The sequence below is a fragment of the Enterobacter cloacae complex sp. S2 genome, assembly GCF_015159675.1.
In the GTDB taxonomy this organism is placed as follows: domain Bacteria; phylum Pseudomonadota; class Gammaproteobacteria; order Enterobacterales; family Enterobacteriaceae; genus Enterobacter; species Enterobacter intestinihominis.
In genome coordinates this window covers 42,182-58,227 of the sequence record NZ_JADDTS010000014.1, presented here as the reverse complement: position 1 = coordinate 58,227, position 16,046 = coordinate 42,182, and the positions used below count along the sequence as shown (strand labels likewise).

Annotated in this window: 14 protein-coding genes; 9 read left to right on the top strand and 5 right to left on the bottom strand. The window is 57.3% G+C overall.

Annotated elements, in window-relative coordinates; genetic code table 11:
• Positions 1–76 precede the first annotated feature (76 nt).
• The 9 genes from rhaB (at position 77) to rhaM (ending at position 10,022) form a co-directional block, all read left to right on the top strand.
• Positions 77–1,546, top strand: coding sequence for a rhamnulokinase (rhaB, locus tag IPZ49_RS07455; protein WP_063146854.1), 1,470 nt, complete (start codon positions 77–79; stop codon positions 1,544–1,546).
• Positions 1,543–2,802: an L-rhamnose isomerase gene (gene rhaA / locus IPZ49_RS07450; protein WP_022649817.1), complete on the top strand. Its 1,260-nt coding sequence runs from the start codon at positions 1,543–1,545 to the stop codon at positions 2,800–2,802. The genes rhaB and rhaA overlap by 4 nt, the downstream gene beginning before the upstream one ends.
• 121 nt (positions 2,803–2,923) lie before the next feature.
• The gene (rhaD, locus tag IPZ49_RS07445; protein WP_022649818.1) at positions 2,924–3,754 is read left to right on the top strand and encodes a rhamnulose-1-phosphate aldolase; all 831 of its coding nucleotides are present in this window, start codon (positions 2,924–2,926) and stop codon (positions 3,752–3,754) included.
• Between the two features lie 82 nt (positions 3,755–3,836).
• On the top strand, positions 3,837–4,823 hold the full coding sequence (gene rhaS, locus IPZ49_RS07440) for a rhamnose ABC transporter substrate-binding protein (protein ID WP_023298909.1): 987 nt from the start codon (positions 3,837–3,839) through the stop codon (positions 4,821–4,823).
• 99 nt (positions 4,824–4,922) lie between these two features.
• Positions 4,923–6,425: a sugar ABC transporter ATP-binding protein gene (locus IPZ49_RS07435; protein ID WP_023305095.1), complete on the top strand. Its 1,503-nt coding sequence runs from the start codon at positions 4,923–4,925 to the stop codon at positions 6,423–6,425.
• Positions 6,425–7,429: an ABC transporter permease gene (locus IPZ49_RS07430; RefSeq protein ID WP_023305096.1), complete on the top strand. Its 1,005-nt coding sequence runs from the start codon at positions 6,425–6,427 to the stop codon at positions 7,427–7,429. The genes IPZ49_RS07435 and IPZ49_RS07430 overlap by 1 nt, the downstream gene beginning before the upstream one ends.
• On the top strand, positions 7,426–8,427 hold the full coding sequence (locus tag IPZ49_RS07425) for an ABC transporter permease (RefSeq protein ID WP_046621318.1): 1,002 nt from the start codon (positions 7,426–7,428) through the stop codon (positions 8,425–8,427). Before IPZ49_RS07430 ends, IPZ49_RS07425 begins: the two co-directional genes overlap by 4 nt.
• Positions 8,428–8,562: 135 nt before the next feature.
• The gene (gene fucO, locus IPZ49_RS07420; RefSeq protein WP_022649823.1) at positions 8,563–9,711 is read left to right on the top strand and encodes a lactaldehyde reductase; all 1,149 of its coding nucleotides are present in this window, start codon (positions 8,563–8,565) and stop codon (positions 9,709–9,711) included.
• Positions 9,708–10,022 carry an L-rhamnose mutarotase gene (gene rhaM / locus IPZ49_RS07415; protein ID WP_022649824.1) on the top strand — a complete coding sequence of 105 codons (315 nt, stop codon included), beginning with the start codon at positions 9,708–9,710 and terminating at the stop codon, positions 10,020–10,022. Before fucO ends, rhaM begins: the two co-directional genes overlap by 4 nt.
• A 31-nt stretch (positions 10,023–10,053) precedes the next feature.
• Here rhaM and IPZ49_RS07410 read toward each other — a convergent pair whose 3' ends face one another.
• Genes IPZ49_RS07410 through IPZ49_RS07390 form a run of 5 tightly spaced genes read right to left on the bottom strand, consistent with a single transcriptional unit; the run spans position 10,054 to position 15,964 of the window.
• A complete protein-coding gene (locus tag IPZ49_RS07410; protein ID WP_080463635.1) occupies positions 10,054–10,755 on the bottom strand; it encodes a molecular chaperone in 702 nt (233 codons plus the stop codon).
• Positions 10,755–12,059, bottom strand: coding sequence for a fimbrial protein (locus tag IPZ49_RS07405; RefSeq protein ID WP_063146852.1), 1,305 nt, complete (start codon positions 12,057–12,059; stop codon positions 10,755–10,757). The genes IPZ49_RS07410 and IPZ49_RS07405 overlap by 1 nt, the downstream gene beginning before the upstream one ends.
• 19 nt (positions 12,060–12,078) lie before the next feature.
• Positions 12,079–14,601, bottom strand: coding sequence for a fimbria/pilus outer membrane usher protein (locus tag IPZ49_RS07400; protein WP_048965900.1), 2,523 nt, complete (start codon positions 14,599–14,601; stop codon positions 12,079–12,081).
• 35 nt (positions 14,602–14,636) lie between these two features.
• Entirely contained in the window at positions 14,637–15,365 is a 729-nt protein-coding gene (locus IPZ49_RS07395; RefSeq protein ID WP_022649828.1) for a molecular chaperone, read from the bottom strand.
• A gap of 59 nt (positions 15,366–15,424) precedes the next feature.
• Positions 15,425–15,964 (bottom strand): fimbrial protein, encoded by a 540-nt coding sequence (locus tag IPZ49_RS07390; protein WP_022649829.1) that lies wholly within the window; start codon positions 15,962–15,964, stop codon positions 15,425–15,427.
• Positions 15,965–16,046: the final 82 nt, after the last annotated feature.

Sequence of the window (16,046 nt, the reverse complement as noted above, 5' to 3'; positions counted from 1 at the left end):
GCTGTCAGTGGCGAGAAGGTGGCTATTTCTTCCCTTTCTTACACTCCTCGCTAATGACTTAAGAAAGGACCCGACCATGACTTTTCGCCATTGTGTGGCTGTCGATTTAGGCGCATCCAGCGGCCGTGTAATGCTCGCCACCTGGGACTGCGACCTGCACACCCTTACGCTTCGCGAAATGCACCGTTTCGCCAATTGTCTGCAAAAACAGGACGGTTTTGTTACCTGGGATATCGACGCCCTGGAAGCAGAGATTCGCACCGGACTTCACAACGTCTGCGAAGACGGTATTCGCATCGACAGTATCGGCATTGATACCTGGGGTGTGGATTACGTGCTGCTGGACAGTCACGGCGAACGCGTCGGCCTGCCGGTCTCCTACCGCGACAGCCGCACCGATGGGCTGATGGCGCACGCCATCGCGCAGCTTGGCAAGGAGAACATCTATGGTCGCAGTGGCATCCAGTTCCTGCCGTTTAACACGCTGTATCAGCTACGTGCGCTGGTTGAGCAACAGCCTGAGCTGGTCGAAAAGGTGGCGCATGCGCTGCTGATCCCGGACTACTTAAGCTACCGTCTGACCGGCAATATGAACTGGGAATACACCAACGCCACCACCACGCAGCTGGTCAACATCAACACCGATAACTGGGATGAACATCTGCTGGCCTGGACGGGCGCCTCGCCGTCCTGGTTCGGCGCGCCAACCCATCCGGGCAATGTGATCGGTCACTGGCTTTGCCCGCAGGGGAATGAAATCCCTGTTGTCGCCGTCGCCAGTCACGACACCGCGAGCGCGGTCATTGCCTCGCCGCTCGCCGACAAAGATGCGGCCTATCTCTCTTCCGGCACCTGGTCGCTGATGGGCTTCGAGAGCAAAACCCCGTACACCAGCGATGCCGCGATGGCGGCGAACATCACCAACGAAGGCGGTGCCGAAGGCCGCTACCGGGTGCTGAAGAACATCATGGGGCTGTGGCTGCTCCAGCGGGTGCTGAAAGAGCAGGCCATCACCGACCTGCCCGCGCTTATCGCGGAAGCCGAAACGCTGAAGGCCTGCACCTTTCTGATCAACCCGAACGACGATCGCTTTATCAACCCGGTGCACATGAGCGCCGAAATCCAGGCCGCCTGTTTTGAAGCGGGGCAGCCGGTACCTTCCCGCCCCGCCGAGCTGGCACGCTGCATTTTTGACAGCCTCGCCCTGCTGTATGCCGACATCCTGAGCGAGCTGGCTGACCTTCGCGGCAAACCGTTCACACAACTGCATATCGTGGGCGGCGGCTGCCAGAACCAGCTGCTGAACCAGCTCTGCGCGGATGCCTGCGGCATTACCGTGGTGGCAGGTCCGATTGAAGCCTCCACGCTCGGCAATATCGGCATTCAGCTGATGACCCTGGACGAACTTTCAAACGTCGACGATTTCCGTTCGGTGGTGACGGCGAATAACAGCCTGACCACCTTCACCCCCCATCCCTGCCATGAAATTGCCCGCTACCGGGCGCAGTTTCAGCAAAAACGACTGACTAAGGAGCTTTGCGCATGACCACTCAACTTGAACAAGCCTGGGACCTGGCTAAACAGCGTTTCGCCGCCGTCGGCGTGGATGTCGAAGAGGCGCTGCGCCAGCTCGACCGTCTGCCCGTCTCCATGCACTGCTGGCAGGGTGATGACGTCGCCGGTTTCGAGAACCCGGGCGGTTCCCTGACGGGGGGTATTCAGGCCACGGGTAACTACCCGGGCAAAGCGCGCAACGCCACCGAACTGCGTGCGGATCTGGAACTGGCGCTGAGCCTGATCCCCGGGCCAAAGCGCCTGAACCTGCACGCCATTTATCTCGAATCCGACGAGCCGGTCGCGCGTAACGAAATCAAACCGGAACACTTTAAGAACTGGGTGGAGTGGGCGAAGGCCAACCGGCTGGGTCTGGATTTTAACCCGTCCTGCTTCTCGCACCCGCTGAGCGCGGACGGCTTTACCCTTGCGCACGCCAACGACGAAATCCGCCAGTTCTGGATCGACCATGTCAAAGCCAGCCGCCGCGTCTCGGCGTATTTCGGCGAGCAGCTTGGCACGCCATCGGTAATGAATATCTGGATCCCGGACGGCATGAAGGACATCACCGTAGACCGACTGGCCCCGCGTCAGCGTCTGCTGGCCGCGCTGGATGAAGCTATCAGCGAAAAACTGGACCCGGCGCACCACATCGACGCCGTCGAGAGCAAGCTGTTCGGCATTGGCGCAGAGAGCTACACCGTGGGCTCAAACGAGTTCTACATGGGTTACGCCACCAGCCGCCAGACCGCGCTGTGCCTGGATGCCGGCCATTTCCACCCAACCGAGGTGATCTCCGACAAAATTTCCGCCGCCATGCTCTACGTGCCGCGTCTGCTGCTGCACGTCAGCCGCCCGGTGCGCTGGGACAGCGACCACGTGGTGCTGCTGGATGACGAAACCCAGGCCATTGCCAGCGAAATCATCCGCCACGACCTCTTTGACCGCGTACACATTGGCCTCGACTTCTTCGACGCCTCCATCAACCGCATCGCGGCGTGGGTTATCGGCACCCGCAACATGAAGAAAGCCCTGCTGCGCGCGCTGCTGGAGCCTGTCGCCGCCCTGAAACAGCTGGAAGAAAACGGCGACTACACCGCGCGCCTGGCGCTGCTGGAAGAGCAGAAATCCCTGCCGTGGCAGGCGGTGTGGGAGATGTACTGCCAGCGTCACGATGCGCCTGCGGGCAGCCAGTGGCTGGACAACGTGCGGGCATATGAGGAAGACGTGTTGAGTCAGCGCGGGTAACTGCCCCCTCACCCCTGCCCTCTCCCCAAAGGGGAGAGGGAGCAAACCATCCCCTCTCCCCTTTGGGGAGAGGGTTAGGGTGAGGGGTTCAACCTCACCGCGATAACTGGAAATGAAAACTATGCAGACCATCACCACTTCCTGGTTCGTCCAGGGCATGATCAAAGCCACCTCTGACGCCTGGCTCAAAGGCTGGGATGAGCGCAACGGCGGCAACCTGACGCTACGCCTGGACGACGCGGATATCGAGCCATTTGCCGCCGATTTCCACCAGAAGCCGCGCTATATCGCCCTGAGCCAGCCGATGCCGCTGCTCGCCAACACGCCGTTTATCGTCACCGGTTCCGGGAAGTTCTTCCGCAACGTCCAGCTCGACCCGCAGGCCAACCTTGGCGTGGTGAAAGTGGACAGCGACGGTGCGGGCTACCACATTCTGTGGGGGCTAACGGACGACGCGGTACCGACATCCGAACTCCCGGCGCACTTCCTCTCCCACTGCGAGCGCATCAAGGCGACCAATGGCAAGGACCGCGTGATCATGCACTGCCACGCCACCAACCTGATCGCCCTGACCTACGTGCTGGAAAATAATTCTGATTTCTTCACCCGCAAACTGTGGGAAGGCAGTACCGAGTGTCTGGTGGTGTTCCCGGACGGCGTCGGCATTCTGCCGTGGATGGTGCCGGGCACCGACGAAATCGGTCAGGCAACCGCAACGGACATGCAGAAGCACTCACTGGTGCTGTGGCCGTTCCACGGCGTCTTCGGCAGCGGCCCGACGCTGGATGAAACCTTCGGCCTGATCGACACCGCTGAGAAATCCGCGGAAGTGCTGGTGAAGGTCTATTCCATGGGCGGCATGAAGCAGACCATCACCCGGGAAGAGCTGATCGCCCTGGGCAAACGCTTTGGCGTCACCCCCATGCAGTCGGCGTTAGATCTTTACCAATAACAACATCGCGCCCCGCTCATTGAGACGGGGCGAAAACCACCTGCAATCCCTACAACTAACTCAAGTCAGTGGAGTAAAAGCAATGAAAATAAAAGCAAGCTTGATCCTCACCGTTGCCGCTCTGGCGTTGTCCGGTTCCGCTTTAGCAGAAGTGAAAATCGCCCTGGTGGCGAAGTCCTTAGGAAATGGATTCTTCGAGGCAGCGAACGTCGGCGCGCAGGAGGCGGCCAAAGAGTTAGGCGATGTGAAAGTGATTTATACCGGCCCGACCACCACCACGGCGGAAGCGCAGATCGAGGTGCTGAACGGGTTGATCGCCCAGGGCGTGGATGCGATCGCGATTTCCGCGAACGATCCGGACGCCGTCGTGCCGGTGCTGAAAAAAGCGATGCAGCGCGGCATTAAGGTTGTGTCGTGGGACTCCGGGGTGGCGAAAGCCGGACGCCAGATCCACCTCAACCCGTCCAATAATGCCCTGATTGGCGAAACCAACGTGAAGCTCGCCGCCGACGCGCTGAAAGCGCTGAACGTGGAGAAGGGCGACGTGGCGGTGCTGAGCGCCACGCCAACCTCCACCAACCAGAATACCTGGATTGCGGAGATGAAAAAGGTGCTGCCGAAGTACCCGTCCGTCAATCTGGTGACCGTGGCCTACGGAGACGATCTCTCTGACAAAAGCTACCGCGAAGCGGTCGGCTTGCTGAAAACCTACCCCGAACTGAAAGTGATTGTTTCGCCATCGTCCGTGGGCATTGTGGCCGCTGCGCAGGCGGTGAAGGACCAGGGCAAGATTGGCAAAGTGTACGTCACCGGTTTAGGCCTGCCGTCCGAGATGGCGGGCGCGGTGAAGTCCGGCGCGAGCAAGAGCTTTGCCATCTGGAACCCGATCGACCTCGGCTATGCGGCAACCTACCTGGCGGATGACCTGGTGAAAGGCACGGCCACGAAAGGTGAGGCCAGCATGGGCAGACTGGGCAAAGTGAAGCTGGATGCTGACGGCAACGGCGCGATGGCCGAGCCGTTCGTCTACGATGCCAGCAATATTGATAAGTTCTCGAAAATCTTTTGATGCAATTTGTAGGCCGGATAAGCGTAGCGCCATCCGGCAAAAGGCGGGTGGCGCTGCCGCTTACCCGCCCTACAAATTCCTCTGTCCAGGAGAACTATCATGACCCCATTGCTACAGCTTTCTGGCATCACCAAGGTGTTCCCCGGCGTGCGTGCTCTTGAGAACGTGCAGCTTGCGCTGTGGCCCGGCAAAGTGACGGCGCTTATAGGCGAAAACGGCGCGGGCAAGTCGACGCTGGTCAAAGTGATGACCGGCATTTACCAGCCCGACGAGGGCGAAATTCTCTATAAAGCGATCCCCGTTCATCTCCCGACGCCGGAGTCGGCGCATAAAATGGGCATCACCGCCATTCACCAGGAAACCGTGCTGTTTGATGAACTCTCGGTCACCGAGAATATTTTTGTCGGTCAGTACCTTCACAAAGGCTTCCTGAAAAAGCTCGACTGGCCGGAAATGCACCGCCGGGCGCAGGCGATCCTCACGCGGCTGGAAGTGCAAATCGACCCGCGCGCGACGCTGAAAACCCTGAGCATCGCCCAGCGTCACATGGTGGCGATTGCCCGCGCGCTGTCGTTTGAGGCGCAGGTGGTGATCCTCGATGAACCGACGGCGGCGCTGTCGCAGCATGAAATCCTCGAGTTTTACCAGATTGTGGAGCGCTTAAAGCAGGAGGGCAAAGCCATCCTGTTTATCTCCCACAAGTTCGACGAGATTTTTGAGCTGGCCGATCACTACACTATTTTGCGCGACGGCGCGTTCGTCGGTGCAGGTGCAATAAATGAGATCACCGAGGAGCGGATGGTGTCGATGATGGTCGGGCGCGCCATTACCCAAACTTTCCCTAAAATCGACTGCGAAAAAGGCGAGACGGTGCTGGAGGTGAAAAACCTCTGCCATCCGACCGAATTTGCGCATATCTCGTTCTCCCTGCGTAAAGGGGAAATCCTCGGCTTTTACGGGCTGGTGGGGGCCGGGCGTACCGAGCTGATGCAGGCGCTTTCCGGCGTCACGCGGCCATCGTCCGGGGAAATTATCCTCAACGGACAGCCCCGGCGCTTCCGCCAGCCTGCGGATGCGATCAAAGCCGGTATCGTCTGCGTGCCGGAAGAAAGACAGAAACAGGGGGCGATTATCGCCCTGCCGATTGCCCAGAACATCAGCCTGCCTCAGCTCAGCAAGCTCAATCCGAACGGTGTGCTGCATGACGACCGTGAATGGAAGCTGGCGGACGAGTACGCCAAACGCCTGCAAGTGAAAGCCTTCAGCTGGAAGCAGGCGGTGGAGACCCTCTCTGGCGGCAACCAGCAAAAGGTCGTGATCGGCAAATGGCTGGCGACGCACCCTGACGTGATTATCCTCGATGAGCCGACAAAAGGCATCGATATCGGCTCAAAAGCAGCCGTGCATCAGTTTATGTCCGAGCTGGTCAGTCAGGGGCTGGCGGTAATTATGGTCTCGTCCGAACTGCCGGAAGTGATGGGCATGGCGGATCGCATTATCGTCATGCACGAGGGGCTGATGGTGGCCGAGTACCAGGCGGGAGACGCGACGGCGGAAACCATCGTCAGCGCCGCCAGCGGTGCAAAACAGGAGGCGGCATAATGCTTAGCTCACTCTTAAAACACCGCGAAGCCCTGCTGGGCGCGGTGATTATCCTGATGATCGTCGCCATTGGCAGCCGCGTGCCATCGTTTATCGCGCCGGGCAACCTGGTGGAGATGTTTAACGACACCGCCATTCTGATCGTCCTCGCGCTCGGGCAGATGATGGTGCTGCTCACGAAAGGCATCGACCTGTCGATGGCGGCCAATCTGGCCCTGACCGGGATGATTGTCGCCCTGATTAATTTCCATTACCCGGACGTGCCCGTCTGGGCGCTGCTGATCCTTGCCAGCGTGCTTGGGCTGCTGATGGGCGCGATAAACGGCCTGCTGGTGTGGAAGCTGGGCATTCCGGCGATTGTGGTAACGCTCGGTACTATGAGCATCTACCGTGGAATGATCTTTTTGCTCTCCGGCGGCGGCTGGGTGAACTCAAACCAGATGGGTACAGATTTCCTCGGCCTGCCACGTGCGTCAGTGCTGGGCTTGCCGGTGCTGAGCTGGTGCGCCATCGCCGCGCTGCTGCTGGTGGGCTACTTCCTGCGCTACAGCCGCACCGGACGAGCGCTCTACACCGCAGGCGGTAATGCCACGGCAGCGTACTACACCGGGATCAACGCCGGAAAAATGCAGTTCATTAGTTTCTGCCTTTCCGGTCTGCTGGCCGGGTTCTGCGGCTACCTGTGGATATCGCGCTTTGCCGTTGCGTATGTTGACGTCGCTAACGGTTTTGAATTGCAGGTGGTGGCAGCCTGTGTGATTGGGGGGATCAGCACCATGGGCGGCACCGGGCGCGTGCTCGGCTGTCTGTTTGGCGCACTGTTCCTCGGGGTGATTAACAACGCCCTGCCGGTGATCGGCGTCTCCCCGTTCTGGCAGATGGCGATTTCCGGCACGGTAATTGTGATAGCGGTGCTGCTGAACGAGCGCGGCAATAAACGTAAAGGCCGATTGATACTGCGCGATGCGGCGCTGGCACGTCAGAAACTGGCGGTGAAATCATGAGTAAAATGATGACATCTGAAGCAATCAAACCCACTTCTGCGCCGGGCTTCTTCCAGCGTCTGCTGTGCTGGGAGGGCTTCCTGCTGGCGGTGACGCTGGCGGTGTTTGTGGTGAACGCGCTCGCCTCACCCTACTTCCTCAATATCTGGAACCTCTCCGACGCGACGTTCAACTTCACCGAAAAAGCGATCATCGTGTTGCCGATGGCGATGCTGATTATCGCCAGGGAAATTGACCTGTCGGTAGCCTCCACCATCGCGCTCAGCTCCACGGTGATGGGCTTTTGCGCTGCGGCGGGCGTCGATACGCCGCTGCTGGTCTGCGTCGGATTAGGCGTCGGGCTACTGTGCGGGCTGTTCAACGGCATTCTGGTGACGCGCTTTAACCTGTCGTCCATCGTCATCACCATCGGCACCATGAGCCTGTACCGCGGGATCACCTACATTCTGCTCGGGGACCAGGCGCTGAACAGCTACCCTGAGAGCTTCGCCTGGTTCGGCCAGGGCTACGTCTGGGGCGCGCTGTCGTTTGAATTCGCGCTGTTTATCGTGCTGGCCGCTCTGTTTGCCTTTGTGCTGCACCGCACCAACTTTGGCCGCCGCACCTACGCCATCGGCAACAACCCGACCGGCGCGTGGTACTCCGGCATCAACGTGAAGCGCCACAACCTGATCCTCTTCGCGCTGGTTGGGCTGATGTCCGGCCTGGCGTCGGTGCTGCTTACCTCGCGTCTGGGCAGCACCCGCCCGACCATCGCGATGGGCTGGGAGCTGGCGGTGGTGACGATGGCGGTGCTCGGCGGCGTCAATATTCTCGGTGGGTCCGGCAGCATGGTGGGCGTGATTATCGCCGCCTTCCTGATGGGGCTGGTGACCTTCGGCCTGAGCCTGCTCAACGTGCCCGGCATTGTGATGTCGGTGATTATCGGCGCGATGCTAATCGTGGTGATTTCGCTGCCGATTATTACCCGCCGGATGATGCAGCGAAGACGGAATTAAATTGCCCCTCACCCCTGCCCTCTCCCCTGAGGGGAGAGGGTGAAAAGCCGCACCGAGCAGTCCCCTCTCCCCTCCGGGGAGAGGGTTAGGGTGAGGGGAACGGATTACCTCAAAAGCATATTAAGGAGAATTATCATGAGCTTTATGTTGGCACTCCCCAAAATCAGCCTGCACGGCGCGGGCGCGATCGGCGATATGGTCAATCTGGTGGCAAACAAGCAGTGGGGAAAAGCGCTGATTGTCACCGACGGCCAGTTAGTGAAGCTGGGCCTGCTCGACAGTTTGTTTTCCGCGCTGGACGCCCATCAGATGTCGTATCACCTGTTCGATGAGGTATTCCCGAATCCGACGGAAGCGCTGGTGCAAAAAGGCTATGCGGCATATCAGGATGCGGAGTGTGATTACCTGATTGCCTTTGGCGGCGGCAGCCCGATTGATACCGCCAAGGCGATCAAAATCCTCACCGCCAACCCCGGTCCGTCAACCGATTACTCCGGCGTCGGCAAAGTAAAAAACGCGGGCGTACCGCTTGTGGCGATCAACACCACCGCAGGCACGGCAGCAGAGATGACCAGCAACGCGGTGATCATCGACTCCGCGCGCCAGGTGAAGGAGGTGATAATCGATCCGAACATCATCCCGGATATCGCCGTGGACGATGCCAGCGTGATGCTCGATATTCCGGCCTCCGTGACCGCCGCAACCGGCATGGACGCGCTAACCCACGCCATTGAAGCTTACGTCTCCGTGGGCGCGCACCCACTGACCGATGCCAACGCGCTGGAAGCCATTCGTCTGATCAACCTCTGGCTGCCGAAAGCGGTCGACGACGGTCACAACCTGGAAGCGCGCGAGCAGATGGCTTTTGGGCAGTATCTGGCGGGCATGGCGTTTAACAGCGCCGGGCTGGGGCTGGTGCATGCTCTGGCGCACCAGCCGGGCGCGACGCACAACCTGCCGCACGGCGTGTGCAACGCCATCCTGCTGCCGATCATCGAAAACTTTAACCGCCCGAACGCGGTCGCCCGATTCGCCCGTGTGGCGCAGGCGATGGGCGTTGACACGCGCGGCATGAGCGACGAAGCGGCCAGCATGTCCGCCATTCAGGCGATTCGCGATCTGAGCGCCCGGGTCGGCATTCCGTCCGGATTTAGCCAGCTCGGCGTCACCAAAGCCGATATTGAAGGCTGGCTGGATAAAGCGCTCGCTGACCCGTGCGCGCCGTGCAACCCACGTACCGCCAGCCGCGATGAGGTCCGCGAGCTGTACCTGGAGGCATTATGATCCGCAAAGCGTTTGTGATGCAGGTAAACCCGGATGCGCACGAGGAGTATGCGCGCCGCCACAACCCGATCTGGCCTGAGCTGGAAGCGGTATTGAAAGCCCACGGCGCGCACCACTACGCCATTTACCTCGACAAAGCCCGCAACCTGCTGTTTGCGACAGTGGAGATTGAATCGGAGGAGCGCTGGAACGCGGTGGCAAACACCGACGTCTGCCAGCGCTGGTGGAAACATATGGCTGACGTTATGCCGTCTAACCCGGACAACAGCCCGGTGAGTGCGGAGCTGAACGAGGTGTTTTACCTGGACTGAGCCATGGCCCGGCATATTGTGTCGGGTCGCGTTATTTAACCGGCCAGTTATAAACAGCGCTATTACCGTTGTCGTCGATTAACTCCCCCTGCACCTGCCCGGAGAAGGGGGCATTGGCGGCAAAGGCGTAGCGCTTCTCCCCGAAGGGGGCAACCATCATGTCGGGTAGTTGTGTCACCGGATACAGCTTTTCGCCTGCCTTAAAGTTAATGCCCGCAAAAGAGACAAAGTAAGGCGAATCATTATGACAAACCAGCACAGAACCCTCGCGATGAAAGGTTAATCGCGCCCACGCGCTTTCTGGATTGTTGAGCGACGCCGGACGCCAGAATATTTTCATCTGTGTATTCATCGTCAGCACCATGCTTTGTTGTTGTGTGGCAACACTTCCGGTAGGCGGGATTTCATAGATGTTCAGCCAGAATGCCGATTCCCGGTCAGTGGGCATACGCGCTTTGTTGTGCATGATACGTAGCCCTTGTACTCCCTTAGGCTCCAGACGAAACAACGGCGGCACCGCAACAAACGGCGTTTTAACACTTCCCGGTTCGCGATTGATATCGCCATCATCCACCCAGGTTTGCACGACTACCGGCCACGGATTGGTATTCACCAGCATCAGACTCTGTTGCGCTTCGCCTTCATGAAAAATCACACGCGTTGCGGAGGCAATAATGCCCGCTGCGCAGGGCCAGGACACAAGCATCCATAGCATTAACAGAGAAATACGCATCATTGCACTTTCACCCAAACATACGCCCTGGCATCTACCTTACCGGCAGCGATCGCCTCGTCAGGTAAACGCACCAGTGAAGCATTAAAGTTAATCAGGTAGTCCTGGGTATTCCCTGATCCTGCAATTCGGGTTGCCCCTACATTGACGGGATACCAGCCACCGCTATTGCCCGTTGCGCAACTGGTGGTCGTACAGCGATCCCAACCGAGGAACTGGCGAACTATACCGTCGCTGGCATTAGCAATCTGTATCCCCACTCCCCTTGCCATACCGGTTTGTCCGTAATTCTCGGAAAGGAGATGGCTCACCCCGCCGCTGCTGTTTACCAGCCCAAGAGTTTGCGCGGCGAGAAAGCTTTCGTAAGGCACCTGTAACCCCAGCGCCGTCTGGTTTTGCGCCACACCGCCGACAGCTGTATTTTCACAACGAACCGTCACGCTGAAATTGGCTTGCGCCGCTTTGCCGCTTTCCAGCTCAGTTCGCGTAACAGAAGGGAACACGACCACAGGCGTGACGTTTTTCGCCACGCACGTAGCGATGGTGGTCAGCGTTGAGACAGGTGCCGTTCCCATGTTTAACGCCATCCAGTTATCGTAACCCCACCCGGTGTAACTGGTTGCCGAGTCTCCGGAATCACAGTAAGCATCGTTATTTTTACTGCCCGGCGAACAAAAACTGACGTAGCCATTGGGCTGATTACAGCTATAGCTGCCGCTACTCACCGGAGCGCCACACCAGGTTCCAGCTCCCGTGTTGGTGGGAACATCTGCGCTGAGACGAATCGCCTCGGCGCGAATGGGGCTAAAATCCTTGACCCGAATATAAATTTTTTTGCCATCGTCTGAGACCGCGTAACGGGTCATCGGTATCCGTTGATAATTTCGGGTAAACACAGTGCCTGAGTTAAGGTGCGTTAAACGCACCCCGACTTTTTTAAATAAGGTGCCGTAAACATTCGGATTACCGCTTGCCTGCCCCATATCCCAGTAGCCGCCGTAACGGTCATCTCCGTTAGTGGCAATGATTTCGAAGATGTTATTTTTATCGCTAATATCGCAGACCCACAAAATATTATCGGGGCTGCTATAGAGCGGATTATCAGAGAAGCGCACCACGCTACTAGCCAAAACTGTACCTTCCGGCTGAACGTCAATGCTGCTGACATTGATACGCCCCAGCGCAAGCCCTGTCCCCATTCCGTCCTCTTCGGTGTGCTCGAATTTTGGCCCTTTTTCGCACTGGGCAAACGCCGCCACGCTCATCAGGCAAAATGCCGCGACGACAAAACGTAGTCTGTTCATGATTTCCTCCCTGGTGGGCTTAACGGCAAGGCAACGTTAATACCCGTAACGGTTCCGACGGCTGCGTATTTTGCCAGGCTATTCGACAGCTTTCCTGCTGGGCCTCCCCCCACTTAATCCGCAATATGCCTTTCTCGTCGCTGGCGCGAAAATAGAGCTGACTCGCCTGCCCCATCATGCCAATGCTGTTGTCATACTCATCGTAAACGGCAGCCCCCATCGGGATAACCTCACCTTTCAGCCTCTGCGCAGTGATCAACATGGCCTGTCCCTGAAGCGTGGTGTAGCGCAGGCGAACCATCGCCCCGGCGAATGGCGCAACACGCTGAACCGATGTCTGGAGTTCCACATCGTCGGCCATGTCTTGCGGGTCCAGGCTGACAGTATTGAACTGATAAGGCACCAACGATGGTGCAAGCGCATAGCCAAACGCGTTCACCTGTGCCCCTTGCCCGCCGGATATCCGTGCGCCATCCGCACCGGGTGCTTCAATTAATGCGAAGGTGTCACCAAGATACGGTCCCGGCGTGATACCTCCACGATGCAATACCAGTGCCCCCTGTAACGATGCCGACGCCTGCCAGTAATCGCTGGAGGAAGACCACGACGCGCCGCCGCTGGCCCAAGGGAAATTCTTCTGAAAATTTGCTCCCCAGACGGACTGCTCCCCGCGATCGTTTGTGGCGTAGTTGAGGCTGTAGCTCAGCGGATCGCGCTCACCCATCACCCCGCTAAGCGTCGACTGATAATCTCCGCCGTCATCATCACTATGGTTAGCGCTAATCGAAAGCATTGGCGAGTAGCGACTCTGCCCAAGCGGAATAGAAAACGATAATGACCACAGCGTTTGCGTTTTTGCCTGCCAGGCGTCGCTCCAGTCGACGGCGTTCCCCATGCCGTTTTGTGAAGATGGGGTGATTCGTCGGGTGCGCGCCGCCGTAAGGTTCACCGATATGCCGTAGGCAAATGCCTTACTCCAGCTGGCCTGAAGCTGCTTATCGCGGCTTTTCTGGTCGCGATAGTCCTGTGAAGAGAAGGAAAGATTAATATTACCCAACCAGTCCAGCGCCTGGCTGGCCGAAAGCTCAACCCTGGAGCGCTGCCGCCAGGTGGAGGATTGCCACTCCTCATTATGCGCAGCGCGTGAACCGAGCACATCGTACAGCTCAGCATAGCCGCCTGTAGAGTAGCGGTAGCCCGCCAACGCAACCGACGTCCCCGTCTGTGGAAAATGTTTACTGTAGTTGAGCCTGGACATCCAGCCGGTTTGGTAATCGTCGCTGTTCAGCCGTGCGCGCGAGAAAGTGCTGTCCATCCCCCATGCGCCCAGCGTGGAACTGTAAACGCCGCCGAGCATAAACGCCTGATAGCCGTTTGCCAGTTGATTGCCCGCATTGATAGTGAGCGCATTCGTTACCCCGTGCTGCCAGACAATTTCACTGAATTCGTCATTGTTGCCCACGTCCCGCACGCGCCCCACTGTCGCACTGTATTCCGAAAACCCCGCGCGCATGGATTCCGCCAGCGCGGAAAAGGGTACGTTAAACGTACTTTCACTCCCATCCGCTTCCGTGACAATGACGTTCAGATCGCCTGCGTAATTAGTGGGATAAAGATCGTCAATCGCAAACGCACCGGGCGCGACCGTGGTTTCATAGAGCGTGTTGTTGCCCTGGCGAATGGTCACTTTGGCGTTGGTTCGCGCAATCCCACGCACCACTGGCGCGTAGCCGCGCTGAGATTCCGGACGCATTCGGGTATCGGAGGTGAGCTGCACGCCGCGAAAGCTGATCCCGGAAAAAAATCTGCCGTCGGTGTAGCCTTCGCCAATCATCATTTCACTGCGCAGCGGCACAATCGCTCGCTGGACATAGCGCCGCGTTGTTGTCCAATGGCTGCCCAGATCGCTGTCATAGTTGAGCGCAGACTGCTGACGATAGCGCCACAGTCCCAGATTTAACCCGCCATTCAGGTTCAGGTAAGTGGAGTCTGTCGTGCCACCGCCATCCTGCTTTTGCGTGACGTGGTACTGGTTAGCCATGTAGTTGAGAAAGAGCATACTTTCTCCGGACTCCAGGCTCTCTTCACGTATTCCTCCTCGCGGCAGTTTATCCAGCAGGGTTTGTGGTACCGAAAAATCAACACGCATTTGCGACATCACGCTGCTCACCGTGATGCCGGAAAAAAGCGCATTGTCCGGACGATAGCAGCCTTCTCCAGGCTCTTCCGGCAACGATTTCAGCCCAATCTTTTTTAAGGTACCCCAGCTAAAACACGGCATTACGCGATGTTCCACGGCTGTAAATACGATGTCATCCCTCGCGGCCAGCGTACCGTTAACATATAGATCCAGTGTATAACTGCCGGGCTTGATCATTGAATCCTGGTTTAACTGTTCAATATCAACCTTATTCAGGCCAGACCCGCGAAGTAGCGACGCGTCAAAGACATACGCTTCTTGCGCTTGCACGAAAGAGGCGCTGATTAACGTCAGCGTCGAGACAAACAGACAACACCGGGGATACGCGCGATGTCGGAGCATAAAACCCTCCCTGCCCACTCTTTCCATGTCGACTTCTAGCGAGGCAGCGTGAAGGTGTGGCTCACCGCCGTGCCATAATCATTCATGGCGTAAACCGTGACAGATGTGGCCACCGGATCGGTTAAAACCCAGCGTGTGTCGCCAAATGGTGGAATCATCACCGATTGGCCAACCGCCGTAGATTTCTCACCTCGGGTTAACAGCGCGTTGCGCAGTGAAATATGCCATGGCGTAGGGTTTTGTAACGTCAGCATATTTCCTTTACGCTGCACCTGAAGTTGCGTCAGAGCCTGACTGGCGTCGCCGCGCAGACCGGGCGGGCGATAAAATACTTTGAGCCGGCTTTTTACAATCAATGCCAGGCGATTCTGTGCAAGATCGGACGATTTAATGGCGGGATATTGCAAATAATTAAACCAGAACACGGACTCGCGATCCTGTGGGAGCTGTTGGGTCTGCCCTGTAAATTTTAGCCGCAGCGCATGACCATTCAGCGCATTAATCCGAAATATTTGTGGCGTGACGATAAAAGGTGCATCCGCTGTGTCTGGCGTTGAATCTGGGTTATTTTTATCCAGCCACACCTGCACCAGCATCGGTGTATCACCATTGTTAGAAAATTCTACAACCTTATCTTTTGCATCGGCAGAATAAATTATTCTATTACCTTTAAGAATAACACTGGAAGATGCTATGTTCGATATAAAAATAGAAGACAAAAATGCCATTACAGCAATAAAACAGCATTTATTAGTGTACAGCATATACACCTCCCTAATTAATAGGGAATAAATGGCGCTACGTTAAGTAGCGCCTAAAAGAGTTACAAATAGGTAATTGCGAACTGTGCTTGCGCTTCTACTGCTCCGGCCGTAGCCCCGCCAGCAGAAGAGTAGTAACGTGCAGCCATATCAAAGGAGACAGAGTCTGGACCGCTCGTTCCACCTACCGTCTGCATAGACGTTTTTGCTATGCCGCTGGTGAAGTCCAGCTCGGTCGTGCCTTCAAGTAGCTGAATAGCAACGTTCGTCGCCGGGCTTGCCGCCGCGATATTTTTTAGGTTGTTACCGTCCAGATAATTACTGACAAAACGTACGCCTGCCGAAGATGACGACGTCGCAGTAACATCGCAGCCGCTCAACGTCACAGTGAAAGGCGTTTGCCCTGCGCTGGACCCCGCGGCCGTCAGCTCGCTTTTACTGACGGCAGGCAACAGGACAACCGGATAAGAATCGGTGCCATTAATTTTTATGGTACAGGTTTGATCGGTAACTTCTCCTAAAAAACGTACGGTATTATTTGCATAGACAGCGCCACTTACTCCGACAGATACAATAAATGCTACCAGCACTCTTTTTTTCATTTTTATTGTCTCCTTTACATGCCCTTATCGTTATAAGAGCCAATGCGCGAATAATGATTATTTCTTAGAACAAACATACCCC

Bases quoted from the DNA above. Each gene is read 5' to 3' on its own strand.
- IPZ49_RS07390 (WP_022649829.1), bottom strand. From the start codon at position 15,964: ATGAAAAAAAGAGTGCTGGTAGCATTTATTGTATCTGTCGGAGTAAGT.
- IPZ49_RS07430 (WP_023305096.1), top strand. From the start codon at position 6,425: ATGCTTAGCTCACTCTTAAAACACCGCGAAGCCCTGCTGGGCGCGGTG.
- rhaA (WP_022649817.1), top strand. From the start codon at position 1,543: ATGACCACTCAACTTGAACAAGCCTGGGACCTGGCTAAACAGCGTTTC.
- IPZ49_RS07400 (WP_048965900.1), bottom strand. From the start codon at position 14,601: ATGCTCCGACATCGCGCGTATCCCCGGTGTTGTCTGTTTGTCTCGACG.
- rhaM (WP_022649824.1), top strand. From the start codon at position 9,708: ATGATCCGCAAAGCGTTTGTGATGCAGGTAAACCCGGATGCGCACGAG.
- IPZ49_RS07410 (WP_080463635.1), bottom strand. From the start codon at position 10,755: ATGCGTATTTCTCTGTTAATGCTATGGATGCTTGTGTCCTGGCCCTGC.
- rhaD (WP_022649818.1), top strand. From the start codon at position 2,924: ATGCAGACCATCACCACTTCCTGGTTCGTCCAGGGCATGATCAAAGCC.
- IPZ49_RS07405 (WP_063146852.1), bottom strand. From the start codon at position 12,059: ATGAACAGACTACGTTTTGTCGTCGCGGCATTTTGCCTGATGAGCGTG.
- rhaB (WP_063146854.1), top strand. From the start codon at position 77: ATGACTTTTCGCCATTGTGTGGCTGTCGATTTAGGCGCATCCAGCGGC.
- rhaS (WP_023298909.1), top strand. From the start codon at position 3,837: ATGAAAATAAAAGCAAGCTTGATCCTCACCGTTGCCGCTCTGGCGTTG.
- fucO (WP_022649823.1), top strand. From the start codon at position 8,563: ATGAGCTTTATGTTGGCACTCCCCAAAATCAGCCTGCACGGCGCGGGC.
- IPZ49_RS07425 (WP_046621318.1), top strand. From the start codon at position 7,426: ATGAGTAAAATGATGACATCTGAAGCAATCAAACCCACTTCTGCGCCG.
- IPZ49_RS07435 (WP_023305095.1), top strand. From the start codon at position 4,923: ATGACCCCATTGCTACAGCTTTCTGGCATCACCAAGGTGTTCCCCGGC.
- IPZ49_RS07395 (WP_022649828.1), bottom strand. From the start codon at position 15,365: ATGCTGTACACTAATAAATGCTGTTTTATTGCTGTAATGGCATTTTTG.